This window comes from Micromonospora sp. CA-246542, from assembly GCF_050942905.1.
GTDB lineage: Bacteria > Actinomycetota > Actinomycetes > Mycobacteriales > Micromonosporaceae > Micromonospora.
The window spans coordinates 4147041-4170606 of the sequence record NZ_CP192040.1; the positions used below are offsets into that span (position 1 = coordinate 4147041).

The 23566-nt window shown below is 71.2% G+C and carries 22 protein-coding genes and 1 pseudogene; 12 read left to right on the forward strand and 11 right to left on the reverse strand.

Translation table 11 applies throughout. The features are described from left to right. Positions 1-14 precede the first annotated feature (14 nt). The 4 genes from ACQP0N_RS19470 to ACQP0N_RS19485 all read right to left on the reverse strand — a co-directional run bounded on the left by ACQP0N_RS19470 (position 15) and on the right by ACQP0N_RS19485 (position 4304). Positions 15-1004 carry an alpha/beta hydrolase gene (locus ACQP0N_RS19470; RefSeq protein WP_433112600.1) on the reverse strand — a complete coding sequence of 330 codons (990 nt, stop codon included), beginning with the start codon at positions 1002-1004 and terminating at the stop codon, positions 15-17. Positions 1005-1081: 77 nt separating this feature from the next. Further along, positions 1082-1738 carry an acetyltransferase gene (locus ACQP0N_RS19475; RefSeq protein ID WP_433112603.1) on the reverse strand — a complete coding sequence of 219 codons (657 nt, stop codon included), beginning with the start codon at positions 1736-1738 and terminating at the stop codon, positions 1082-1084. A 404-nt stretch (positions 1739-2142) separates the two neighbouring features. Beyond that, entirely contained in the window at positions 2143-3342 is a 1200-nt protein-coding gene (locus ACQP0N_RS19480; protein ID WP_433112605.1) for a low temperature requirement protein A, read from the reverse strand. A 53-nt stretch (positions 3343-3395) separates the two neighbouring features. Next, the gene (locus ACQP0N_RS19485; protein ID WP_433112608.1) at positions 3396-4304 is read right to left on the reverse strand and encodes an NAD-dependent epimerase/dehydratase family protein; all 909 of its coding nucleotides are present in this window, start codon (positions 4302-4304) and stop codon (positions 3396-3398) included. Positions 4305-4423: 119 nt separating this feature from the next. Between ACQP0N_RS19485 and ACQP0N_RS19490 the strand changes: the two genes are divergently transcribed. From ACQP0N_RS19490 to ACQP0N_RS19500, 3 genes are all read left to right on the forward strand, one after another. Then, the gene (locus tag ACQP0N_RS19490) at positions 4424-4834 is read left to right on the forward strand and encodes a VOC family protein (RefSeq protein WP_355048144.1); all 411 of its coding nucleotides are present in this window, start codon (positions 4424-4426) and stop codon (positions 4832-4834) included. 104 nt (positions 4835-4938) lie between these two features. Further along, positions 4939-5358, forward strand: a complete 420-nt coding sequence (locus tag ACQP0N_RS19495) for a PPOX class F420-dependent oxidoreductase (RefSeq protein ID WP_433112611.1) — start codon at positions 4939-4941, stop codon at positions 5356-5358. Positions 5359-5476: 118 nt separating this feature from the next. Beyond that, positions 5477-6802 (forward strand): glycoside hydrolase family 18 protein, encoded by a 1326-nt coding sequence (locus ACQP0N_RS19500; protein WP_433112614.1) that lies wholly within the window; start codon positions 5477-5479, stop codon positions 6800-6802. Positions 6803-6897: 95 nt separating this feature from the next. Here the strand turns inward: ACQP0N_RS19500 and ACQP0N_RS19505 are convergent, their stop codons facing one another. Then, positions 6898-7260, reverse strand: a complete 363-nt coding sequence (locus tag ACQP0N_RS19505; RefSeq protein WP_433112617.1) for an effector-associated constant component EACC1 — start codon at positions 7258-7260, stop codon at positions 6898-6900. Between the two features lie 168 nt (positions 7261-7428). Between ACQP0N_RS19505 and ACQP0N_RS19510 the strand changes: the two genes are divergently transcribed. Then, positions 7429-10230, forward strand: coding sequence for a M14 family zinc carboxypeptidase (locus ACQP0N_RS19510; RefSeq protein ID WP_433112620.1), 2802 nt, complete (start codon positions 7429-7431; stop codon positions 10228-10230). A 536-nt stretch (positions 10231-10766) separates the two neighbouring features. Continuing rightward, positions 10767-11777, forward strand: coding sequence for an endonuclease domain-containing protein (locus tag ACQP0N_RS19515; RefSeq protein ID WP_433112623.1), 1011 nt, complete (start codon positions 10767-10769; stop codon positions 11775-11777). Here the strand turns inward: ACQP0N_RS19515 and ACQP0N_RS19520 are convergent. After that, positions 11750-12550, reverse strand: a complete 801-nt coding sequence (locus ACQP0N_RS19520) for an SAM-dependent methyltransferase (RefSeq protein ID WP_433112626.1) — start codon at positions 12548-12550, stop codon at positions 11750-11752. The two genes, ACQP0N_RS19515 and ACQP0N_RS19520, sit on opposite strands and share 28 nt — an antisense overlap. 90 nt (positions 12551-12640) lie before the next feature. After that, the gene (locus ACQP0N_RS19525; protein ID WP_433112629.1) at positions 12641-13072 is read right to left on the reverse strand and encodes a MarR family winged helix-turn-helix transcriptional regulator; all 432 of its coding nucleotides are present in this window, start codon (positions 13070-13072) and stop codon (positions 12641-12643) included. A gap of 55 nt (positions 13073-13127) precedes the next feature. Between ACQP0N_RS19525 and ACQP0N_RS19530 the strand changes: the two genes are divergently transcribed. The 6 genes and pseudogenes from ACQP0N_RS19530 (at position 13128) to ACQP0N_RS19555 (ending at position 17411) form a co-directional block, all read left to right on the forward strand. After that, positions 13128-13859: an SDR family NAD(P)-dependent oxidoreductase gene (locus ACQP0N_RS19530; RefSeq protein WP_433112632.1), complete on the forward strand. Its 732-nt coding sequence runs from the start codon at positions 13128-13130 to the stop codon at positions 13857-13859. 96 nt (positions 13860-13955) lie between these two features. After that, positions 13956-14370, forward strand: a pseudogene (locus tag ACQP0N_RS19535) (ATP-binding cassette domain-containing protein); the annotation flags it as partial. Positions 14371-14577: 207 nt separating this feature from the next. Next, entirely contained in the window at positions 14578-14913 is a 336-nt protein-coding gene (locus ACQP0N_RS19540) for a hypothetical protein (protein WP_433121908.1), read from the forward strand. A 1-nt stretch (position 14914) separates the two neighbouring features. After that, the gene (locus tag ACQP0N_RS19545) at positions 14915-15646 is read left to right on the forward strand and encodes an ABC transporter permease (protein WP_433112635.1); all 732 of its coding nucleotides are present in this window, start codon (positions 14915-14917) and stop codon (positions 15644-15646) included. Next, the gene (locus ACQP0N_RS19550) at positions 15643-16809 is read left to right on the forward strand and encodes a histidine kinase (protein ID WP_433112638.1); all 1167 of its coding nucleotides are present in this window, start codon (positions 15643-15645) and stop codon (positions 16807-16809) included. Before ACQP0N_RS19545 ends, ACQP0N_RS19550 begins: the two co-directional genes overlap by 4 nt. Next, the gene (locus ACQP0N_RS19555) at positions 16806-17411 is read left to right on the forward strand and encodes a response regulator transcription factor (protein ID WP_433112641.1); all 606 of its coding nucleotides are present in this window, start codon (positions 16806-16808) and stop codon (positions 17409-17411) included. Before ACQP0N_RS19550 ends, ACQP0N_RS19555 begins: the two co-directional genes overlap by 4 nt. Before the next feature lie 19 nt (positions 17412-17430). On the opposite strand, the gene ACQP0N_RS19560 is transcribed toward ACQP0N_RS19555, so the two are convergent. The 4 genes from ACQP0N_RS19560 to ACQP0N_RS19575 form a co-directional block, all read right to left on the reverse strand. Then, positions 17431-18411 (reverse strand): LacI family DNA-binding transcriptional regulator, encoded by a 981-nt coding sequence (locus tag ACQP0N_RS19560; RefSeq protein WP_433121706.1) that lies wholly within the window; start codon positions 18409-18411, stop codon positions 17431-17433. A 90-nt stretch (positions 18412-18501) separates the two neighbouring features. Continuing rightward, on the reverse strand, positions 18502-19341 hold the full coding sequence (locus ACQP0N_RS19565) for a carbohydrate ABC transporter permease (RefSeq protein ID WP_355048125.1): 840 nt from the start codon (positions 19339-19341) through the stop codon (positions 18502-18504). Next, positions 19338-20336, reverse strand: a complete 999-nt coding sequence (locus tag ACQP0N_RS19570; protein ID WP_355048124.1) for a carbohydrate ABC transporter permease — start codon at positions 20334-20336, stop codon at positions 19338-19340. Before ACQP0N_RS19570 ends, ACQP0N_RS19565 begins: the two co-directional genes overlap by 4 nt. A gap of 52 nt (positions 20337-20388) precedes the next feature. Then, positions 20389-21684, reverse strand: coding sequence for an extracellular solute-binding protein (locus tag ACQP0N_RS19575; RefSeq protein WP_433112646.1), 1296 nt, complete (start codon positions 21682-21684; stop codon positions 20389-20391). 254 nt (positions 21685-21938) lie between these two features. Between ACQP0N_RS19575 and ACQP0N_RS19580 the strand changes: the two genes are divergently transcribed. Next, entirely contained in the window at positions 21939-23564 is a 1626-nt protein-coding gene (locus ACQP0N_RS19580; RefSeq protein ID WP_433112649.1) for a glycoside hydrolase family 43 protein, read from the forward strand. Positions 23565-23566 lie beyond the last annotated feature (2 nt).

Here is a 23566-nt window from a genome sequence, read left to right on the forward strand (position 1 = left end):
CACCCCGGCGGGTGTCACCGCCCCTGGCCGCCGGTGGCGGCGTTGTCGGCGGCCGAGGACAGGGACGCCGGGGAGCCCTCGTACAGGTCGACGTAGCGCCGCAACACATCGGCGGCCCGGTCGTCGAGCGCGGTCAGGTCGAGGGTGTTGTGGCGGACGCCCAGCGACTCGGGCAGGGCGTACACGCTCAGGTCGATGCCGTTCGCCCGCGCGATCCGGCGGGGCACCCGCACCGCCGCGGCGGGGTCCACCACCGTGTCGAGCGGGCTGATCGCCACGGCCGCGCCCACGAGGCCGGTCCGTCGGAAACGACGCGGCAACGAGCGCACGATCGTCAGGTACCGCGTGACCGCCACGAGCGAGTAGCCGCGCGCGGTGACCCGGTCCCGCAGGACGCGCCGCCCGTACAGCGTGATGAGGGGCCGGACCGCGAACGCCGGGGCCTGCCGGGGGCCGAAGAACGGCGACAGCACCAACAGCCGCCGTACGACGTCCCCCCGGGTCTGGGCCAGCCAGGTGGCCAGCACCGCGCCACCGGAGATGCCGACGACACCCACCTCGTCCCCCAAGCCCGCCGCGACGGTCACGGCCTGCTGGGCGTACGCCGTCAGCTCGCCGGCCTCGACCCGGTGGTGGGCCCGCCGGTCGACGGTGCCGTGCTGCGGGGCCCGCGGTATCCACACGTTGTAGCCCCGGGCGAAGAACACCTCGGCCAGCGCGTCGTACTGCTCCGGCGCCATGGTGTAGCCGTGCAGCAGCAGGACGGCCCGGGCGGTACGCGCCCCGTGGCTCAGCAGACGGCTGCGCGACTCCGGCCGTACCTCCGGATCGGCGGCCTCCGCCGCCGTGATGCTCGCGGCGGCCTCGATGGCGGCCTCGAAGTCGAGCGGTGACGCCGGCGCGAGCCGCAGCTTCCGGTGCCCCAGCGGCCAGAGGTAGAGCCCGGCGACCGCCGCCGCAACCAGCGCCGTCGCGCCGACGACGAGGGTGAGGAACTCCGGCATGGGCAGATCCTGACAGGAGGTGACGTCGGCACGGCTGCGGGGGCGCGCCCCGGTGACCCGGGGCGCACCCGACGCGACTACGCCGTCTCGGTCGGCGGGGCAGGCGGTTCGAACAGCACCCGGGCGCGGAGCTGCCGGAATCCGGTGCGTTCCAGCTCGGCGAGCACCGCCACGCGGTGAGCGTCCACGTCGGCGATCACCTCCCGCGCGCCACCGGCGGCGAGCACCCGGACCGCCTCGGCCAGCAGTTCTCCCCGCGCCGCGTCGTCGAGCAGGCCGAGGTACGCCAGGAGCGGATAGCAGGCGTCACCGGCCGTGCCGACCAGGCCCACCGGCCGCCCGTCCGCCACGCCGACCCGCCAGTCGTCCGGCGACTCCCCCAGCCAGGCCACCGGATCGGTGGCCAGGTCGACGCCGCTGACGGCACTCGCGATCTCCATGCCGGTGAGGACGTCGGGCTCGGCGACCCGGGCGACCAGGGCGTTGATCTCTGCCACGTCGACGGGTGGCCGGAAGGTGTAGCGGCCGGAAGTCGCCGGCAGCGGCGTGCCCGTCCACGAGCAGCGCAGCCGCTCACCCACCTCGACCAGGCCGGCGAGCCGGGCCGCCTCCATCGGCGCGGTGACCACGGCCAGCACCTCGGGTCGACGCCGCCAGTGCGCCGGCAGCGCCGCGTAGTAGCTACCGGGACCTCCCAGCGCCTCGTGGGCGGCGCGCAGCAGCGCGGCCCCCACCTCCGGCTCGGCGGCCAGGTCGAACCGCTCCAGCCAGGGGCGCCGACGGCCCCGGGCGGGAGGAGCCAGGCGGCCCGGCCGACGACCCGGCCGCCGCGCAGGGCGATCCAGGTGGTCTCGGGTCGGTAGCCGCCGCCGGCGATGCCGTCGGCGTACGGGATCTGCCGCAGTTGGGGCAGCGGATCGGTCATGGAGTCGAACAGGTTTTCCTCGCCCGCGACGAGCGGGCGGATGACCAGACTGGTCATGGCGGACCTCCGGAAAGCGAACGCCCCGGGTCAGATCCGCGCGGACGCCGGTGCGCGGAGGGGGCGCAGAACATCGGACATTGTTCTGACCTCCTTCCGGCTCGACGGCGTGCCGCCACCATACGGCAGGCGTCCTCGGCGTTCAACGCCCCACGGTCACAGCGTCGGATTGGTCTGCGCGCCGCGCCGGTGGGCGTGCCCGTCGGCGACGGCGATCCCGGCCAGGATCAGCGCCGCCAGGGCGGTCACGGCGACCGGCGGGAGCAGGACGCTGGGCAGGGCCGCCACCGCCAGCACCGCAGCGCCGAAAAACAACATCTGGCAGCGCGGCGCGGACTGGTACCGGCGCTCCAGGAAGCTGCGGCCGATCAGGAACAGCACCGGACCACCGAAGATGATGACCACCAGCGCCCAGTCGATGGGCGGGTGCGGATCCTCGATGACCTGCCCGAAACCGACGGCGGTGCAGATGATGCCACCGACGATGAGCAGCAGGCTGTAGCTCGCCAGTCGGGACAGCTGGAGCCCTTCCCCGCTGGCGCTGCCGTTGGCCTGCTTGCCCGGCCCCACGTGGTAGAAGTAGATCCGCCAGAACGAGACCGTGGCGACGAACGCGGACACGAGGACGATGGTCCGCCCGGTCGAGAAACCCGGGAAGCTGACGGCGGCGCCGGCTTCGAGCACCACCTCGGCCAGCGCGATCATGAAGAACTGGTTGTACCGCTCCGCGAGGTGCACCTCGGACACCGAGACCAGGCTGGCGATCGGCGCGCGGCCGATACGCGGCACGGGCCAGTTGAAAGCCGCACCGACCAGCTCGATGCCGAGCGCGAGCGTCCAGAAGACACCGCGACCGAGGCCGCCGTCGAGGCCGCCACCGATCCAGAGCACGCCGGAGACCGAGTGCCAGGTCAGCACCCGGTACGAGAACATCTGCGCCGGGTGACCCCGGAGGGCGAACACCAGGTAGATCGGCCTGCCGAGCTGGATGACGACGTACGTGCAGGCGAAGATCATGCCCCGCTGTCCGAACGCCTGCGGCAGCGAGACCGCCAGCACCAGCGTGCCGAACATGGTGGCGAGAAGGAGGACCTGGAGGTCCACCCGGCGCGGGTCGTAGGTGCTGGCCACCAGCGCGTTCAGCGACCAGATCATCCACATGGCCGTGAAGAACAGCAGCGTCTGCCCCGCCTCGGACAGCAGGGTGTGCCGGACGATGGTCAGGTCGTCCGCGACCCGCCCGGCGAGGCGGGCGAGCGCGAAGACGTAGACGATGTCGAACAGCAGCTCCAGGACGGTCGCCGAACGCGGGCTCGTGCTGTCGGCCAGCCCGCGCATCCAGGTGCGCGTCAGCATGGCCGCACCCCCTCGTACCGGTTTAGAGAACTTTATCCCGGTACGCCCGCTCGTCAGGCCGGATCGCCCGCAGCGGGCCCGACGTGGTCGCGCCACGAGTGCCGAGGCTCGTAGCCCAGGACCCGCCGCGCCTTGTCGATGCTGAGCAGGGTCTCGTGCTCGCCCAGCTCCTTACGGATCTCGACACCCGGGTAGACCTCGGCCAGCAGGCTGGCGCTGGAGCGGGTCATGACGGTGTCGGCGTTGGCGATGATGAAGACATCCGCGCCCGGCCGGTCGTACGCGAGGGCCCGTTCCACCGCCTGGGCGCCGTCACGGGAGTCGATGTAGCCCCACAGGTTCCACCGCCGCGCCCGCGGGTCGGCGTCGAACGACGGGAATGGCGCGTAGTCCTCGACGTCCATCACGTTGGAGAAGCGCAGACCCACCATGACCAGCTCCGGGTCCCACCGGCAGAAGTGCCGCGCCATCTCCTCCTCGAGGGCCTTGTTCAGCGAGTACGTCGACTCCGGCCGGGGCGCGTACTCCTCGTCGACCGGCGCGTACGGCGGTGGGGTGTCGAACGGCAGCCCGAGCACCGTCTCGCTGGACGCCCACACCACCCGCCTGATGCCGGCCGCCCGGGCGGCGGCGAAGACGTTGTACGTCGCGGCGGAGTTGTTAGCGAACGTGACCGCGTTCGACATCAGCCCGGGCGCCGGGACGGCGGCCAGGTGCACGACCGCCTCGATGCCGCCGGCGTGCTCGTCCGCGCCTCCGGTGAACGCCTCGACGACCTGCCCGTAGTCGGTCAGGTCGACCAGGAGGAACTCGCCGTCGACGTCGCGGGGGTCGCGCCCGCCCGCCCGGTCCACCGCGAGCACGTCGACGCCGACGCCGCGCAGGTGGGCGACCACGGCGCGGCCGAGCTTGCCGGTGGCACCGGTGACGACGACACGTGCGGGGAGTACGGGATCGCTCATGGACCCATCCTCGCCGGCCCGTTCCGGTGGCCCGCACGCGGGTGCGTACCGGCGGCCACCCGCCGCATCGATCAGGAATCGAGAAGTCACCGCCGGTGGCCCTCCCTAGCATGACCAGCATGGACATCACCATTCACACGACCGTTCTCCCGCACGTCGACCCGGACGCCTCGGTGGCCTTCTACCGCGACGCCCTCGGCTTCGAGGTTCGCAGCGACGTCGGAAAGGGCACGATGCGGTGGATCACCGTCGGCCCCGTCGGGCAGCCCGGCACGTCCATCCTGTTGGCGCCCCCGGCCGCCGATCCGGGGATCACCGAGGACGAGCGGCGCACCATCGCGGAGATGATGGCCAAGGGCACGTACGGGTGGATCCTGCTGGCGACCCGGGACCTGGACGGCACCTTCGAGAAGGTGCAGTCCGGTGACGTGGAGGTCGTCCAGGAGCCGACGGAGCAGCCGTACGGCGTGCGCGACTGCGCGTTCCGCGATCCCGCCGGCAACATGGTCCGCATCCAGGAACTGCGCTGAGCCCTCGCGTCCCCCGGCGCGCCGAACTGATCGGCATGTCGCCCGACCACCGCCGGTCGGTGCGTACGGTGCAGGGGTAACTGTTCCACGCGAGGAGGAGACACATGTCCAAGCCACCGCTTCCCGAGGCCGCGGTCGAGATGCTCAAGAAGCCGAACCCGGCTGTCATGACCACGCTTCGCAATGGTGGTCAGCCGGTGTCCGCCGCGACCTGGTACCTGTGGGAGGACGGCCGGATCCTGGTGAACATGGACGAGAGCCGCCGCCGCCTGGAGCACGTCCGCAACGATCCCCGGGTCTCCCTCACCGTGCTGGACGAGGCCGGGTGGTACACCCACGTGAGCATCGTCGGGCACGTCGCCGAGCTGCGCGTGGACGAGGATCTGGCCGACATCGACCGGCTGTCGCGGCACTACACGGGCAATGCCTACCCGCGTCGGGAACGTGGTCGGGTCAGCGCCCTGATCGAGATCGACCGCTGGCACGGCTGGGGGTCGATGAAGGACAACAGCCAGGTCGGTTGACCAACCCGGGGCGGTGGTGGCGGACGGACGGCTCTTGACCGCAGAGCGTGATCGGCTTAACTTCATCAATCAGATAAGTGTCTTTACTAATTCTGTTTGATCCCTCGTGGGAGTGCCGATGCGTCCATTGCGCCACCGCCGCCTCACCGCCGTCGTCGCCCTGGCGACCCTGTTGATCACCGCCGCCCCGCCGGCCGCCGCGAATGCCAGCGCCAAGCCCGACCGCCAGCCCGGCTACCACCGGGTCGGCTACTTCACCCAGTGGGGCATCTACGGTCGGGCGTTCCCGGTCAAGAAGCTCGACACGTCCGGGGCGGCGAGCCGCCTCACCCACGTCAACTACGCGTTCGGCAACATCAGCGAGGACGGCCGCTGCTATGTGGACGGCGGGCCGGGCGAGGGCGACGCCTGGGCCGACTACCAGCGACCGGTGCCCGCCGAGGAGAGCGTCGACGGCGTCGCCGACGCCCCCGGCCAGGCGCTCAACGGCAACTTCCACCAGCTCGCCAAGCTGAAGGCCAAGCACCCCCAGCTCAAGGTGCTGATCTCGCTGGGCGGGTGGAGCTGGTCGACGTACTTCTCCAACGCCGCCCGCACGGACGCCTCCCGTAAGGCGTTCGTCACCTCCTGCATCGACCTCTACCTCAAGGGCAATCTCCCGGGCGCGCCAGGCGCCGGGGCGGGCGTCTTCGACGGCGTCGACCTCGACTGGGAGTGGCCCAACTGGGACGGTGAGCCCGGAAACGTCATCCGCCCCGAGGACCGGGAGAACTTCACCAAGCTGCTCGCCGAGTTCCGCCGCCAGCTCGACGCGTACGGTCGCACCACCCGCTCGCACCACCCGCTGACGGCCTTCCTGCCGGCCAACCCGGCCGCGATGGACGCCGGCTACGAGGGCCGCAAGATCTTCACGTACCTGGACTTCGCCACCGTGCAGGGGTACGACTTCCACGGCGGCTGGGAGGCCCGCGCCAACCAGCAGTCGGCGCTGCGCGTACCGGCGGGCTCGCCCGACAACCCGGACTTCTCCGTCGAGGTGGCCGTCGACGGGTGGATCGCCCGGGGCGCGCCACGGCACAAGCTGGTCCTCGGCATCCCCTACTACGGTCGCGGCTGGACCGGCGTCACCGGCGGCGGCAACGGGCTCTTCCAGCCGGCCACCGGGCCCGCGCCGGCCGCCTTCGAGGCCGGCTACGAGGACTACAAGAACCTCAAGACCCTGCCCGGCAAGGGCTACGCCGTGCACCGCGACCTGCGCGCCGGGCACGCCTGGCTGTTCGACGGTACGACCCTCTGGACGTACGACGACCCGGCCGTCGTGTTGCAGAAGACGCTCTACATCCGACGGACCGGCCTGGGCGGGGCGATGGTCTGGTCGCTCGACGGCGACGACGACAACGCCACCCTCACCAGGACGATCGGCCTCGGCCTAACCACCTGGTAGGTGCCCGCCGCGCGGCCCCCTTGATCACTTGATGACCAGCAGTTGCCAGTACCGGTTCCCGAACTGCTGCTCATCAAGTGATCAGGGGGTCGGCCCTATTCCGGGGCCACCGCGCGCACCGCGGCCTCGATGAGCGCCGTCACCTGGTCCATGTCCCGCGCCCGGCGGACGTCCAACTCGGCCGACGATCCACCGGGTAGGACGAGGTGCACTGTCACGTCCTCGCGGCGGTGGGTCAACCAGCTGGCGACCGCCTGGACCAGCACCATGACAGTGCCGGCGTCGCCGATCGCCACCCGCAGCACGTCCGTGCCGTCCGTTGACGTCTCATCGGTCGGCGGCGTCGTGGTCACCCCGTGACGCAGCCGGTCGTCCGCGCGCAGCCAGGACGCCAGCGAGCGCTGGACATCGGCAGACGGAAGATCTGGACGAACCGCGATGGTGATCGCCTCCGGCACGTTCTGCTCCCTCCAGGACGACGCTGAGTCACACCACCATCCTGCCAGCCGGTCCCCGACCCGGCATCCCTCGCACTCACCGAAGTCGATCAGGCCTTGACCGTCGTGTCGGCCGATTCATAGGCTCCGGCCACTGCGAGGCTTTCCCCCAAGAAGGGAACCCGAGACATGACCCCATCGTCGCGTCCGTTCTGGACGGTCCCTCCGAGGCGGTTGGCGGGTGCCGCCGCCGTAGCGCTCCTGCTCGGCACGACTCCCCTGCTCGGCGGCACCGCACCGGCGAGCGCCGCCCCACCGTCGACGTGCAGCAGTGACCCGACCGCACGGCTGGGTACCGTCCCGACCCCGGAGGCGACGCTCGGCTTCCCCCTCGGTGTCGGCCAGGAACGGGTCGTCACCAACGACGAGGTCCGTACCTACCTGGGGGCCGTCGACCGCGCCTCCGAGCGGGTCGTCACCGGAGTGCTGGCGTCCAGCGTCCTCGGGCAACCCCTGCCGTACGCGGTGGTGTCAAACGAGCGCAACGTGCGGCCGTCCGCGCTGCGCAAGATCGCCGAGGACGTGCGCGACCTGCGTGATCCCCGCCGGACGAGCGCGCGGACGGCCGCGCGTACGGCGAAGGACAGCCCGGCCATCGTCTGGATCACCGCGAACGTGCACGGCGGCGAGAAGAGCGGCACCGACGCGGCCCTCAAGACCCTGTACGAGCTGGCCGCCGGCCTGTCCTGCGAGGTCGCCCGGCGCAACGACAACCTGGTCACCGTCATCGTGCCGACGCAGAACCCGGACGGCCGCGACGCGACCCGGCGGCAGAACGAGTTCGGCTTCGACCTGAACCGGGACTGGTTCTCCCGCACCCAGCAGGAGACCGACGGCAAGCTCGAACTGCTGCGCCGCTACCCACCGCAGGTATACGTGGACGCGCACGAGATGGGCGGCCGGCAGTACTTCTTCCCGCCCAACGCCGACCCGATCCACCACGAGATCGCCGGTGAGTCCGTGGACTGGATCAACCGGATCGGCGAGGCCAACAAGGCCGGCTTCGGTTACAACGGCGCCTGCGACGACACCGTCACCACCGAGTGCTACTTCAACTACGACACGTACGACATGTTCTTCATGGGCTACGGCGACACCGTGCCGACCACCGGTTTCGGGGCGGCCGGCATGACGTACGAGAAGGGCAGCGCCTCGGCCGTCGCCGACCGGGTGCAGCAGCAGTTCCACACCCAGTGGTCGACGCTCGGCTGGGCCGCCGCCAACAAGCGCGAGGTGTTGGACGGCTACTTCGACATCTGGACCGACGCGCTCGCCCAGGGCCGGGCGGGCACCCTGGAGCCGAACGAGGTGGTGCAGCCCACCAACGAGGTCCAGTTCCCGGTGCCCGACGTGACGATCCGCTCGTACTTCCTGCTGCCCGACCGGCAGCTCGCCGACGTCCGCCGGCTCGTCGAGCGGCTGCGCCGCATGGACGTCGAGGTGTACGAGGTGCAGAAGCCCACCCGGGTGCCCACCGCCCGCGTCTTCGGGGGCCGCAGCGCCACAAACGTCACGGTCCCCAAGGGCGCGTACTGGATCCCGATGGATCAGCCGCAGAAGCACTGGATCCAGGCGATCATGGGCGAGGACCCGTACGTGCCGTTCCCGTACTTCTACGACGTGTCGTCCTGGAGCAACCCGCTGCTGATGGGTGTCTCCACCATCTACACGGGCGACAACGTCCGGCCGAAGGCCCAGTTGGTGCGGGCAATCACCGGCGGCCGGAGCGGGCTGGCCTGGCCGTGGGGCTCCTACACGTACCCGCTGGACTCCGCCGCCGCCGCCGAACTCACCTTCACCCTGCTCGGCCGGGGCGTGCCGCTCGTGCGTGACCTCGACACCGGCCGCGTCGCGATCCCGGCACGCAGCCTGAGCCGTACGATCGACGACCTGGCTCGGTCAGTCGGCGTGACCCTGACCCCGGGTGGACGGGTCACCGGCACCCCACTCGCCAGGCCCGACGTCGGACTGTTCCAGGGCACCGGCATCTCCACCACGTCCGGCTCGCACGGCGAGGCCCGCTACGTGCTCGGCAAGCGGTGGGGCCTCGACCTGAAGCCGGTCACCACGGCCGACATCAACGACAACACCGAGGCGTTCACCGGACGTACCGTACTGCTGGTCCCCGACGGCAGCAGCCCCACCGGCGGCCTGACCGCCGCCGGGCAGGCCAACCTGCGCGACTGGATCGCCCAGGGCCACACCTACCTCGGGCTGCGCAACGAGGGCACCCGGCTGGCCCGCGCCGCCGGCCTCACCTCCACCACCGAGAAGACCAAACCGGCCGACTACCTGGTGATCGGCTCACACCTGCGGGTCGACGTCGACACCGACAACCCGGTCGCCCTGGGCCGCCCCGCCGAGGACTTCGAGTTCAACAACAGCGACCCGATCCTCAACCCGAGCAGCACCGGGACGAACGTGCTCAGCTACCCGAGCGGAGACACGTTCTGGGCCAACGGCTACACCGTCGGCGCGGACACGCTCAAGGGAACGGCCGCCGTCGTCGACGAACCCACCGGCGCCGGTCGGGCGGTGCTGTTCGCGTTCAACCCGCTCTTTCGGGCGTACAACGAAAATGGTCTGCACCTGGTGGCGAACGCGCTGCTCTACCCGCCGGGCGCGCCGGACGCCCGACGCACGCCGGGCGTAGACGCGGCGCGCGCCAGCGCCGCCGCCGCGCCGGTCGCGGCGGACCTGGGCGGCGGCTGGCGGCCCATCACCATCGAGGTCGCGGCGGCCGACCTGCCCCGCGCGCGGGCCGTCGTCGAACGCTTCACCACCGACGCGCGCACGACCGCGAAGGACACCTCGGCGTACGTCGTGATCCCCAACCCGCAGGGCCTCCAGGCCGACGAACACCCCTTCACGAACGATCTGGTACGCGCGCTGCGCGCCGCCGGAGTGCCACTGCGGTCGGTGGTCGCCTGACCGCTCCCCCGCACAGCGAAAGCGCCCGTCCCTCTCGTTCGGAGGGACGGGCGCTTGACGTTCTGGGCCGCTGGTTACGACCTGCGGCTTCGGAGGCTGCCGCTCACCTCACGGCACTCAATCCCGACAATCCGCCCGTCAACCTGACCGACCGCTTCATCACCTGGGCCTCTCCCCGCCAGCAGACCGTCCACCCGCGCGAATCCGCGCAGATCTTGGACAATTTCCGTTAGCTGCTAACGGAAATTGTCCAAGATCTGCGCGGTGTGCGCCGTCAGGCGAGGCGCGGAGGCCGCGCGCGGAGACGCGCAGACGCGCAGACGCCGAGACACCGACGCCGCGCCCACGAAGACCCGGGAACACCGACGCCGCGCCCACGAAGACCCGGGAACACCGACGCCGCGCGCAAAGACGCGCCGAGGCCGCGCGCACGGAGACCCGGGCGGCCGGCGCCAGCGGCCAGCGGCCAGCGGCCAGCGGCCAAAGTGTCCAAGATCTGGCGGCGCGGCACCAACCAAGCGGCAAGGCTCGACGGGATGTTGCCTCCCGATGACGCCGACGCATTCGACTGGCTCGCCTTCGAGCAGGCGGGTGTGCTGACGACCGCGCAGTTCTCCGGGCTCCTCAGCGAGGGGGCGGTCCGGGGCCGGATCCGCTCCGGACGCTGGCGGTCGATCTGCCACGGCATCGTGCTCACTGGCAACGGTCGACTCACCCGCGACCAGCAGCTGTGGGTGGCGGTCCTGGCGGCCGGGCCGGGGGCGGTCCTGGCCGGGGCGACAGCAGCCGCCGAGGCCGGCGTACGGGGACTGCGGCGAGAACCCTTGCACGTGCTGGTGCCGGCCGACCGTCGTGCCGGTCGGGCGAGCCTGCGTCGACTGCCCATCGACATGCCCGCGGTGCTGGTCCATCGCACGTCGGTGCTGCCCGACGCGCATGTTCAGCTCGCCCGTCCGCCGCGTACGACGACGGCCCGCGCCCTGGTGGACGCGGCCGGATGGGCGGGCGGTGTGGACGAGGCGCAGGGGTTGTTGGCGGCCGGATGCCAGCAGCGTCGCGTGCTACCCGAGGAGTTGGACGCCGTGCTCGACGTCCTGCCCCGGGCACCCCGCCGACGGCTGATTCGGCAGGCTGTCGCCGACATCGCCGGCGGCGCGGAGGCGCTCTCCGAGATTGATTTTGTACGGTTGTGTCGGCGGCACCGGCTGCCCCCACCGGACCTGCAACGACACCGGGTCGACGCGGCGGGCCGTAACCGCTGGTTGGACGCGTACTGGCACGAGCGGCGGGTGCAGGTCGAGATCGACGGCGCGCATCACATGGACGCGCGGCAGTGGGCGGCGGACATGCGTCGACAGAATGACGTCTGGACCAGCGGCGACCGTATCCTTCGCTTCCCCGCCTGGCTGGTCCGTGCCCGCCCCGACGAGGTCGCCGACACCGTACGGCGGGCGCTGATCGCGGCCGGCTGGATCCCGACCGATGCGGCGCGACGGTCGCCGGAACGAGCCGATGACGCCTACGGTTTGCGGGCGACGCCGCTGTAGCCGGTGCGCGCCACCTCGGCGTCGACGGTGGCCGGCGGCTCCGGGTACGGCCACATGTTGACCAGGCCGGGTGACTCGAGGACGAAGTCGCCGAAGAACCCGGTGACGTCCGCGTGGCCGCGCGGCACGAACGGGCTGTTCGCGCGGGCGTAGATCGCGGAGATGCGGGCCATCAGGTCGGGGTGCACGTCGGTGCTGGCGTGGGACAGCGCGAGGTAGCTGCCGGGGGCGAGCGCGTCGCGGTAGGTCGCCACGATGCGCTGCGGGGCCTGCTCGTCGGGCACCAGGTGCAGCACGAACATCATGAGGACCGCGACCGGGCTGTCGAAGTCGATGGCGGCGGCGACCTCCGGGTGACCGAGCACCTCGGCGGGTCGGCACAGGTCGGCCCGCACCACCGACACCGTCGCCGCGTCGGCGAGCAACGCACGCCCGTGGGCGCAGACCACCGGGTCGTTGTCGACGTAGACGACGCGTACGGTCGGGTCGATGCGGTGGGCGATCTCGTGCACGTTGTCGCGCGTCGGCAGCCCGGAGCCGAGATCCAGGATCTGCCGGACGCCCTTCTCCTCGACGAGGTGGCGCACCGTACGGGCGATCAGGTCGCGGCCCTGCCGGGCGGCCTCGGGCATCCACGGCGCGACCTGCAACACCATCTCGGCGGCGGCCCGATCGGCGGCGAAGTTGTCCTTGCCGCCGAGGTAGTAGTCGAACATCCGCGCCGCGTTCGGCCGGTCGGTCTGAAGGTTCACCCCGGGCTCGGACTGCGTCATGGCCGACCACCTCTCCCCCTGCCGAGCCAGCAGCATAGCGTCCACGATGGCCGGTCATCTCGCCCCGGGTAGGACGTATCCGACCCGCCGTCAACCCTCTGCCAACGACTCGAGGATCGAGAGGAACGCGGCCCGGCGCGTATCCGGGACGCGGGAGATCAGGTAGGTGCGTACCGCATCGGCGTGCACGGGTCGCGCAGCGGCCACCAGCTGGGCACCACGGTCCGTGATGCTCACCATCATGCCCCCGGGAACTCCGGACCGCGTCACCAGGCCGCGCTGTTCCATGCGCGTCAGTTGGTGCGACAGGCGGCTGCGGTGCCATCTGATCGAGGCGGCCAGCTCGTTCTGCCGTAGTTGCCCGTCGCCGAGGTCGACCAGCCGCGTGAGCACGCCGAAGTCCGGATCCGAGAGGCCGGTGGCGTTGTCGACCTGTTCGGCGACGTGTGCTCGCACCCTGTCGGACGCGGCCTTCCAGGCGTGCCAGACCCGCATCTCGTCCGCGCTCAGGAGCTCGCCCACGGTCGCATCCTACCCTCGTGTTGATACGACAACACCGCCGTGGCATGCTGTTGTCATGACAACAGTTACCAAGCCGGTGGCTCTCGTGACCGGCGGCAACAAGGGCATCGGTGTCGCCATCGTCCGCGGACTCGCCAGCGAGGGCTTCACCGTGCTGCTCGGCGCTCGCCGCCTCGACGCCGGCCGGGCCGCCGCCGCCAGCATCGACGGGGACGTACGTCCCGTGCTCCTGGATGTGACCGACCAGCGGCAGATCGACGCCCTGGCCGATGAGGTGGACCAGGAGTTCGGGCGCCTGGACGTACTGGTCAACAACGCTGGCGTCAACACCCTCACGTTCCGCGACCTCGACCACCTGCCCACGCCGAGCGAGGAGACCGCCGAGGACTTCAAGAACGTCTACGAGGTGAACGTCTTCGGCGTCGTACGCATGATGCGGGCCTTCCTACCTCTGCTGACCAGGGCCGAGGCTCCTCGGGTCGTCAACGTGACCAGCAAGCGCGGCTCGATCGGCGAGGCGGGCGCGTGGGTCGGTCAGCCGTCGATGGTCTACTCCAGCTCGAAGACCGCCCTGAACGCGCTCACGGTCCACTACGCGCGCGAGTTCGCCGGCACCGCACTCAAGGTGAACGGTGCGGCTCCGGGCCACGTCGCCACCGACTTCAACGACTTCCGTGGCACCCGGACACCTGACGAGGGCGCGGCCGTCGCGATCCGCCTGGCCACTCTCGCGGCGGATGGCCCGACCGGCGTCGTGTTCGAGGACGAGGTCCGGCTGGCCTGGTGATGACCGTGCCCCGGTTCGCGCCCGGGACAAATGTCCTGGCCGACCGCGTACCGGTGACTCTGCCCGCGCCCCGCGCGCCTGCCTAGCGTGACGGGCATGGATGATACAGCCGTACGCCTCCGCGGCCTCACCCGGCGGTTCGGTCCGGTCCGCGCCGTCGACGGGCTCGACCTGACCATCGCCCGGGGCAGCACGGTCGCCCTGCTCGGGCCCAACGGCGCCGGCAAGTCCACCACGATCTCGATCATGCTGGGGCTGGACCGACCGGACAGCGGCACCGCCACCGTGTTCGGTCGGCCGCCGGCCGAGGCGGTCCGGGCGGGACAGGTGGGCGCGATGCTCCAGGACGCCGGCTGGGCGTCCAGCGCGACCGTCCGCGAGGTCGTCGACCTGGCCCGGGCGCTCTACCCGCGAGCGATGCCCTCCGACCAGGTGCTGGCGCTGGCCGGGCTGACCGAGCGCGCCGGCCGCCGCCTCGACGAGACTCTCCGGCGGCGAGGCGCAGCGCGCACGGTTCGCGTTCGCGCTGGCCGGCGACCCGGACCTGCTGGTCCTCGACGAACCCACCGCCGCGCTGGACGTCGCCGCCCGGCAGGCGTTCTGGGCGGCCATCGACCGGTACACCGCCGACGGGCACACCGTCCTGTTCAGCACCCACCACCTGCACGAGGCGGACGAGTTCGCCGATCGGGTCGTGGTGCTCGCCGCGGGACGGGTCGTGGCCGACGGGCCGCCCGCTGAGATCCGCGCGCTGGCCGGCGGCCGTACCGTCTCCTTCGACCTCGCCGGCGGTCCGGCCGACGGCCTCGACGCGCTCCCCGGGGTCCGGTCGGTGCAGGTCCGGGGCGGCCGGGTCGCGCTCACGACCGACGACGCCGACGCCACCGTCCTCGCCCTGGCCGGCACGCGTGGCTTCCAGAACCTGGAGGTCACCACCGCCGCCCTGGACGCCGCCTTCCTCGCCCTCACCACGACAGCGATGACCCGCACCACGACACCGACGACCCGCACCGCGGCACCGACGACCCGCACCACGACACCCACGGAGCACTGACATGCGCGCGTACCTGCGATTCGAACTACGCCGACTGGCCCGCGACCCACGGCTGCTGCTGTTCACGGTCCTCGCGCCGGTGGTCACGTACCTCATCTTCTCGGGGGTTGGTCCGGACGGCGACCGGGTGGAGGGCGTCGACGCGGCGGTGGCCCTCATGGTCGGCCTGGCCGGCTACGGCGCGGTGGCGGGCGTGCTCTCGGTAGGGTCCGCGGTCTCGCAGGAGCGGGCGTCGGGCTGGCTGCGCCAGCTCCGCGTCACCCCACTGCCCGCCGGGCGGGCGGTGACCGCGAAGGCCCTCGTCTGCACGCTCAGCGGGGTGCCGTCGGTGATCGCCGTCGGCTGCGCCGGACGCCTCGCGCACCACGTCGAGCTGGGGGCCGCGCGGTGGGTCGCGCTGCTGCTGCTGATGTGGGTCGGCACGGTGCCGTTCGCCCTGCTCGGGCTCGCCATCGGGTACGGCCTCAGCCCGCAGCTCGCCCAGCCGGTCAACTTCCTCGCCTTCCTCGGCCTGTCGGTGCTGGGCGGCCTGCTGGTGCCCGTCGCCTACTTCCCCGCCGCGCTGCGTCACCTGGCACACGCCCTGCCGACGTACCGGTTCGCGGAACTCGGCTGGCGCTCGGCTGCCGGGCTGACGCCCAGCCCGTCGGGACTCGCGGTGCTCATCGGGTGGACGGTGGCATTCACGGCCCTGGCGGCGTGGGCGTACCGGCGGTCCACCGTTCACCGGTGACCCCCGATACGGTGTCCACCATGTCGTCCGGTGCGACCGGTCCCCGCCGGACCCGACAGGGGTTCGTGCTCGTCGCCGCGCACACCCTCTGGCTCTGGCTGCTGCTGACGCCGGCCGCCGCGATCGCACGCGGGCAGGTGCACCCCGCACCACCGGCGGCGGTGGGGCTCGTCGTCTTCGCGCTGTTCTACCTGGCCCTGGTGGCCGTACCCGTGGCCGACCTGCCGGTCCGTCCGGCCGTGCACCACGCGGGGCTCGTCGCCTTCGCGCTGCTCGGGGTCGGGCTCGCGGTGGCGTACGCCGGTGGGCCGGAGGGCTGGCTGGTCGTCTTCGTGTACGTCACCGCGGCCGGCGCGGTCGCCTTCGTACGCGTGGCCTGGGGGTTCGGTTGGGTCGGCGGCTCGGCGGCGGCCGTCCTGGTGATCGGTGTGGCGCACCGGCTGCCGGCCACCGAGACCGCCCAGATGGCGCTGATCACCGTGCTCGCGGGCGCGCTGACGTTGGCGTTCGCCCGCACGGCCCGGCTGGTGGAGGAGCTGCGGCGTACCCAGCGGGAGCTGGCCCGCACGGCGGTCGAGCAGGAGCGGCTGCGTTTCGCGCGGGACCTGCACGACCTGCTGGGTCATACGCTGTCGCTGGTGGTGGTAAAGGCGGAGGTGGTGCGCCGGCTCGCCCCGACGGATCCGCAGCGGGTCGTCGCCGAGGCGACGGACATCGAGCGGATCGGTCGTACGGCGCTCGCCGAGGTGCGCGAAGCGGTCACCGGCTATCGGGAACGCAGCTTCGCCCGGGAACTCGACGGCGTCCGTACGGCCCTGGCCGACGTCGGGATAGCCGTCAGCGTCCGGGGCGTCGACCGTCCGCTCGGGGTCGAGGCCGACGACGCGTTCGGCTGGGTCCTGCGGGAGGGAGTGACGAACGTGGTCCGGCACAGCCGGGCGTCGCGGTGCGACATCGAGGTCACCGCCGACACCGACGAGGCGGTGCTGACCATCCGCGACGACGGGGTGGGTGGCCGGCCGCGGTACGGCAACGGTCTGCGCGGCCTCACCGAGCGGTTGGCGCAGGCCGGCGGGACGCTGCACGTCGCCCCGGCGCGCGACGGCGGCCTGCTGCTCACCGCCCGACTCCCCCACGCCCCCACCGGACGGTGGGCGTCGTGATCCGGCTCCTGCTCGCCGAGGACCAGGGCATGATGCGCGGCGCGCTGGCCCTGCTGTTGAACCTCGAACCCGACATCGAGGTCGTGGCCGAGGCCGCGACGGGGGCGCAGGCCACGCGCGAGGCTCTTCGGGTACGCCCCGACGTGGCGCTGCTGGACATCGAGATGCCTGACGGCAGCGGCCTCGACACGGCCGCCGAACTGCGCGACAAGTTACCGTTCTGCCGGGTGCTGATCCTGACCACCTTCGGCCGCCCCGGCTACCTGCGCCGGGCCATGGAGGCCGGCGCCCACGGCTTCCTGGTCAAGGACGGGCCGGTGCAGGAGCTGGCGGTGGCCGTCCGACGGGTGCTGGCCGGCGAGCGGGTGATCGACCCGACGCTGGCCGCCGCCGCCCTCGCGGCCGGCCCGAACCCGCTCACCGACCGGGAGCGCGAGGTGCTGGTCGCCGCCGTGGACGGCGCCACCGTCGCCGACATGGCCGCCGCGCTGCACCTGTCCGAGAGCACCGTGCGCAACTACCTGTCCGCCGCCATCGGCAAGACCGCCACCCGCAACCGCATCGAGGCGGCCCGCACCGCCCGCGCCAACGGGTGGCTCTGAGGCGGGACGGACCGTGCGGTCAGCGCGGTGGTCGGGCGCTGTCGCGGACGACGAGTTCGGTGGCGAGTTCGATGCGGGGGCTCTCGGTCTTCTCGCCCCCGGCGAGCCGCAGTACCGTCCGGGCGGCCAGCATGCCCATCTCCGCGAGGGGTTGACGGACGGTGGTCAGCGGTGGGGAGCACCAGCGGACCTCGGGCAGGTCGTCGAAGCCGATCACGCTGACGTCGTCGGGCACCCGCAGGCCACGTTTGCGGACGGCCTCGTAGACGCCGAGGGCCATCTGGTCGCTGGAGGCGAAGATGGCGGTGGGTGGGTCGGGCAGGGCCAGGAGCTGCGTACCCGAGGTGAAGCCGGACTCGTGGTAGAAGTTGCCGGGCCGGATGAGGGCGTCGTCGACGGCGATGCCGGCGTCCCCCAGAGCCGCGCGGTAGCCGTCCATCCGGGCTCGGCTGCACATCAGGTGCGGCGGCCCGGCGATGAAGCCGATACGCCGGTGACCGAGGCCGATCAGGTACTGGTTGGCGCTCAGGCTGCCCGCCCAGTTGGTCGCGCCGATGGTGGGTGACTCCTGCGGGTCGACGCCGGCGGGGTCGATGATGACAACGGGCAGGTGCAGTCGGCGCAGCTCCGCCTGTAGTGGAGGGTTCACCATCGAGGTCACGAAGATGACGCCCTCGGTGGATCGCGTCCGCATGTTGTCGAGCCACTGCTTGGCCGAGGAGATGCGCCAGTGGATGGCGGAGACGACGGTGCCGACGCCGCTGGCGCGGGCGACGTCCTCCACCCCGCGGATGATCTCCACCGCCCACGGGCTGTCCAGGTCGTTGAAGACCAGGTCGATCAGCGCGGCCTCGGTACGCCGGGCCTGGGTCCGTCGGCGGTAGCCGTGATGGTTGAGCAGGGCCTCGACGCGCTCCCGGGTCTCGGGAGCGACGTCGGTGCGACCGTTGATGACCCGCGAGACCGTGGGCACGGAGACACCGGCCAGTCGCGCGATCATCGCGATGGTGACGTTTCGGCCGTTGTCGGAGCCCACGGTCCGCTCCTTTGTGTGGCGGGGCGTTTCAGGTCGGTCGGTGATCCGGTGTCGTCACCCCTTGACGCTGCCGGTGAGGCCGCCGATCAGTTGACGTTCGGCCACGGCGTAGAAGCCCAGCGCGGGAAGCATGGACAGGACGACGTAGGCGAGCACCCGGGCGGTGTCGTCGGCGTACTGCCCCTGGAACGCCTGGACCCCGACGGGCAGGGTCCACCAGCTCTGATCGCTGAAGACGACCAGCGGGAGCATGAAGTTGTTCCAGCTGGTGACGACGGCCAGGACCGAGACGGTGGCCAACGCGGGGCGGGCCATCGGCAGCAGGACCCGCCAGAAGAACCCGAAGGAGCTGCAACCGTCCAGGACGGCGGCCTCCTCCACCTCTGCCGGGATGGTCCGGAAGAACTGACGCAGGATGATGATGGTGATCGGCAGCCCGAAGGCGGCCTGCGGCAGGATGACGCCGAGCGGATTGTCCAGCAGGCCGATGGAGCGCAGCAGGACGAACAGCGGCAGGATCGCCACCGCGAACGGGAACATCAGGCCGATCGCGAACAGGGTCACCAGGAACTCGCGGCCCCGGAAGGCGTACCGGGCGAAAACGAACGCGGCCATCGCCGCCGCGGCGACCACGATGAACGTGCTGGTGACGGCGATGAGCAGGCTGTTGCCGAGCTGCCGCCAGAACACGCCGGAGGCGAACAGATCGGTGTAGTTCGACGGCACCCAGGGGTCGGGCAGGCCCAGCGGGTTGGTCGACAGCTGGCCGTTGTCCTTGAAGCCACCGATCACACCGAACCAGACCGGCACGACGATGAGCGCGCCGACGCCGATGCAGACGAGGTGCAGCACGATGCTGCGGGTCCGCTGGGCGCTACTGGTCTTGGCGGTCATCGCTGGCCTCCCTGGTTGGTGATCGCGCCCGCGGTGTCCCGACGCAGGACGACGCGCTGGTAGAACAGGGCGAAGACGAGGCTCAGCAGGAACATGACCATGCTGATCGCGCTGGCGTAGCCGACCTCGAACCGGCGGAAACCGAACTGGTACATGGTGACGGCCATCGTCTCCGAGGAGTGGATCGGACCGCCGCCGGTGAGCACCCAGACCATGTCGAACAGTTGGATGGTGCCGATGACCGACAGGAAGATGCTGATCCGGATCGTCGGCCCGAGCAGCGGCAGGGTGACGTGGCGGAAGGCCTGCCACGCGGTGGCGCCGTCGGTGACCGCGGCCTCGGACAGCTCCTTCGGGATGCCCTGTCGGGCCGCCAGGAAGAGCATCATGTAGAGGCCGAAGTACTTCCAGGACACCACCAGGAAGACGGCGTACAGCACGGTGGACGGGTCGGCGAAGACCGCGCCCGCCTCCGCGCCGAGAAACTTCGAGACCGACTCGCCCAGACCCCGGTTGGGTGAGAACACCAGGGTGAACAGGACCGCCGTGGTGACCTCGGAGAGCACGTACGGCGCGAAGAAGATCAGCCGGTAGGCGGCTCGGCCGCGCAGCGGCTGGTTGAGCAGCATCGCCAGGGCCAGCGCGGCGGGTAGCTGCACGGTCAGCGACAGCAGCACCAGCACGAGGCCGCGCCACAGGTCGCCGCGGAAGGTCGGGTCACCGAAGGCGCGGGTGTAGTTGTCCAGCCCGATGAAGTTCTCCGGAAGCCCGAAGCCGTTCCACTTGTAGAGACTGGCGTAGGCGGCCACCAGGATGGGCGTGATGACCAGCAGCAGGAACAGGGTCAGGGCGGGCGTCAGAAAGACGGCGAGGACGCCACCCCGCCCCGGCCGGGGCTGGCGGCCGCGCCGTCGCGCGGTGCCCGGCCCCGGTGCCGGCGGATCTGTCGCCGTGTCGCCGCGCCCTGTGTACGACACGGTCGATGGCCTGGTCATGCCTGCTCCACTCGGTTTCTATCGCCGGCTACGGATGGGTACGGGGTCACGATCAGACGGTCTTCGCCACCTGCGTGATGTCCTTGAGGATCGCGGCGGGCGCCTTCTTGCCCGCGATGATCTCGGCGACGCTGTCGTTGATCTGCTGCCCGAGCGCGGGCGCGTACGCCTGGTCGAGGTAGAGCTGGAAGCCGGTGTTCTTGGCCAGCGTCTCCGCGACGACCTTGTTGTTCGGGTCGCTGATGGCGTCGGTGGCGTCCTTCACCGTGGGCAGGACCGCGCCGGTCTTGGCGGACCGGCGCTGGTTGTCGACGCTGAGCAGGAACTTCAGGAAGTCGATCGTGGCGGGCGGTGCGTCCTTGCCGACGGCGAAGCCGTTGCCGCCGCCGAACACCTCGGTGGCGGTGCCCTTGCCACCGTCGACGGCGGGGAACGGGAAGAAGCCGAGCTTGTCGCCGATGCCCTTCTTGCTGGTCGAGCTGGAGGCCTGTACCGCCGGCGCCCACTGACCCATCAGCTCCATGGCCGCGCCGCCGTTGCCCATGGTGGCGGCCTGCCCGTCCGGGGAGCCGTACTCGGCGCCGAGGAAGCCCTTCTGGAAGGGTTGCAGGTCGACGAGCTCCTTGAGCCGCTCGCCCGCGGCGGCCAGGTCGGGGGTGTCGAAGTTCTTGTCGTCGACGGCCTTCTGCAGCGCGCCGACGCCGCCGATGCGCATCGCCAGGTACGACCAGTAGAAGTGGGCCGGCCACTTGTCCTTGCCGGCGATGGCGACCGGGGTGATGCCGGCGGTCTTGAGCTTGCGGACCGTGTCGAGCAGGGCGGCCCAGGTGGTGGGGGGTTCGGTGATGCCGGCGCGGGTGAAGAGGTCCTTGTTGTACCAGAACCCGACCATGCCGATGTCGAACGGGATGCCGTAGATCTTCCCGTCGATCGTGTACGGCCCCATGGCGGCCGGCAGGATGCCGCTGACCAGGTCCTTCACGTCGTCGGTGAGGTCCTTGACCAGACCGGCGTCGACCTGCTGCTTGAGCACGCCGCCGCCCCAGGACTGGAAGAGGTCCGGCGGGTCGCCGGCCTGCGTGGCGGTGGTGAGCTTGGCCTTGAACGCCTCGTTCTCCAGCGGCTGGATGGTGAACGTGACGTTGCTGTGCGCGGTCTTGTACTCGTTGGCCATCGCGGCCCAGACCGGCAGCATCGGCTCGGTGTTCTGGATGTGCCACCAGTTGATCGTCTGCGCCGCGTTCGGGTCGCTTGACTTGTCGTCGCCGCTACAGGCGCTGAGCAGGTAGGCGCCGGCGCCGGCGCCGGCGATGCCGAGCAGCGATCGGCGGGAAAGGTGCGCTGTCATGATCCATCCCTTCGGGGACTCACGGTGTGCTCGGACGCCGGCCGAGCCGGCAAGGGTTCGAACCTGGATCTCCGGAACTTTCATTGCTTCGTCGGTATTACCGATCGATGGCCGGGACGCTACGAGCAGTTCCCCCAGCGGTCAAGACCCCTGTCCTATCGCGATAAGACCGGCTACCGTACGAGGGGCTTCCAGTGATCTGGTCCCCGCAAGTTTCCGGAAGTTTCACAGCCGCACCGCACAGAGGAGCCCCCGTGTCGACCGACACCGCTGACGTGGCGACCGCTGCCTGGTCGATCCGCAACCCCGTCCTCGCCGGGTTCCACCCGGATCCGTCGATCCTGCGCGTCGGCGATGACTTCTACCTGGCCACCTCGACCTTCGAGTGGTATCCGGGGGTACGCGTGCACCACTCGCGCGACCTCGTGAACTGGCGCCCACTGGGTGGGATCATCACCGACCGCCGCCTGCTGGATCTGCGCGGCTGCGGCGACTCCAACGGCGTGTGGGCGCCCGACCTGACGTACCACGACGGGCAGTTCCACCTCGTCTACAGCGACGTGGCCAGCTTCGCCAGCGGTTACTGGGACCCGCAGAACTTCCTGATCACCGCGCCCGACATCGCCGGGCCCTGGTCCGATCCGGTGAAGCTGCACGGGCGTGGCTTCGACGCCGCCCTGTTCCACGACGACGACGGCACCAGTTGGCTGCTGAGCATGAGCGCGGACTGGCGTCCGGGCCGGGACCGCTTCGGCGGCATCGAGATCCAGCAGTACGACCGGGCGGCGCGGCGTCTCGTCGGTCGACCCCGCATCCTCTTCACCGGCACGCCGGTCGGGGTGACCGAGGGGCCGCACCTGTACCGCCACGACGGCTGGTACTGGCTGATCACCGCCGAGGGCGGCACGAGCTGGGAACACCAGGTCACCGTGGCGCGCTCGCGGGAGTTGTTCGGCCCGTACGAGGTGGACCCGGACGGGCCGCTGCTCACCTCGGTGGGCCGCCCCGACCTGCGCCTGCAGAAGGCGGGGCACGGCAGTCTGGTCCAGACCCCCGACGGTGGGTGGTACCTGGCCCACCTGGTCGGTCGCCCCTACTCACCGCTGGGCAACTGTGTGCTCGGGCGGGAGACCGCGATCCAGCGGGTCGAGTGGCCGGACGGTGGTTGGCCCCGCATCCCCGGCGGGGTCCCGGCCGAGGAGGTCGTCGCTCCGGACCTGTCGCCGCACCCGTGGCCCGAGGAGCCCGCCACCGACGACTTCGACGCCGCCGAACTGGAATCCTGCTGGTCGACGCTGCGCCGGCCGGCCACCCCGGACTGGGTCGATCTGCGCTCCCGGCCCTCGCACCTACGCGTGCACGGTGGACAGTCGCCGGTGGGTCGCCAGGCGCCGAGCCTGGTCGCGCGACGGGTCGGCGCGACGCACTGCTCGCTGGAGACGGTCGTCGAGTTCGACCCGATCGACCACCGGCAGCTCGCCGGGATCACCGCGTACTACAACACCCTGAACTGGCACCACCTCTACCTGACCCGCGCCGACGACGGCCGTACGGTGTTGGAGCTGCTCAGCTCCGACAACGGCCGGCGCACCCCGTACCCGGAGCTGACCGTCGACGCCAGCGGTGTCACCCGGGTCGGTCTGCGGGCGGTGTTCGACGGGCCGGTGGTCCGCTTCGACTACGACCTCGGAGCCGGGTGGCAGCGCCTGCCCGTCGACCTGGACGCGACCATCCTGTCCGACGAGCACGCCGCGTTGATCATCGACGGGGAGCCGGCGGCGTGGGGCTTCACCGGCGCCTTCGTCGGGTTGTGGGTGCAGGATCTCGGTGGTGACGGGGTGTACGCCGACTTCGACCACGCCACCTACCGGGAGCACTGACC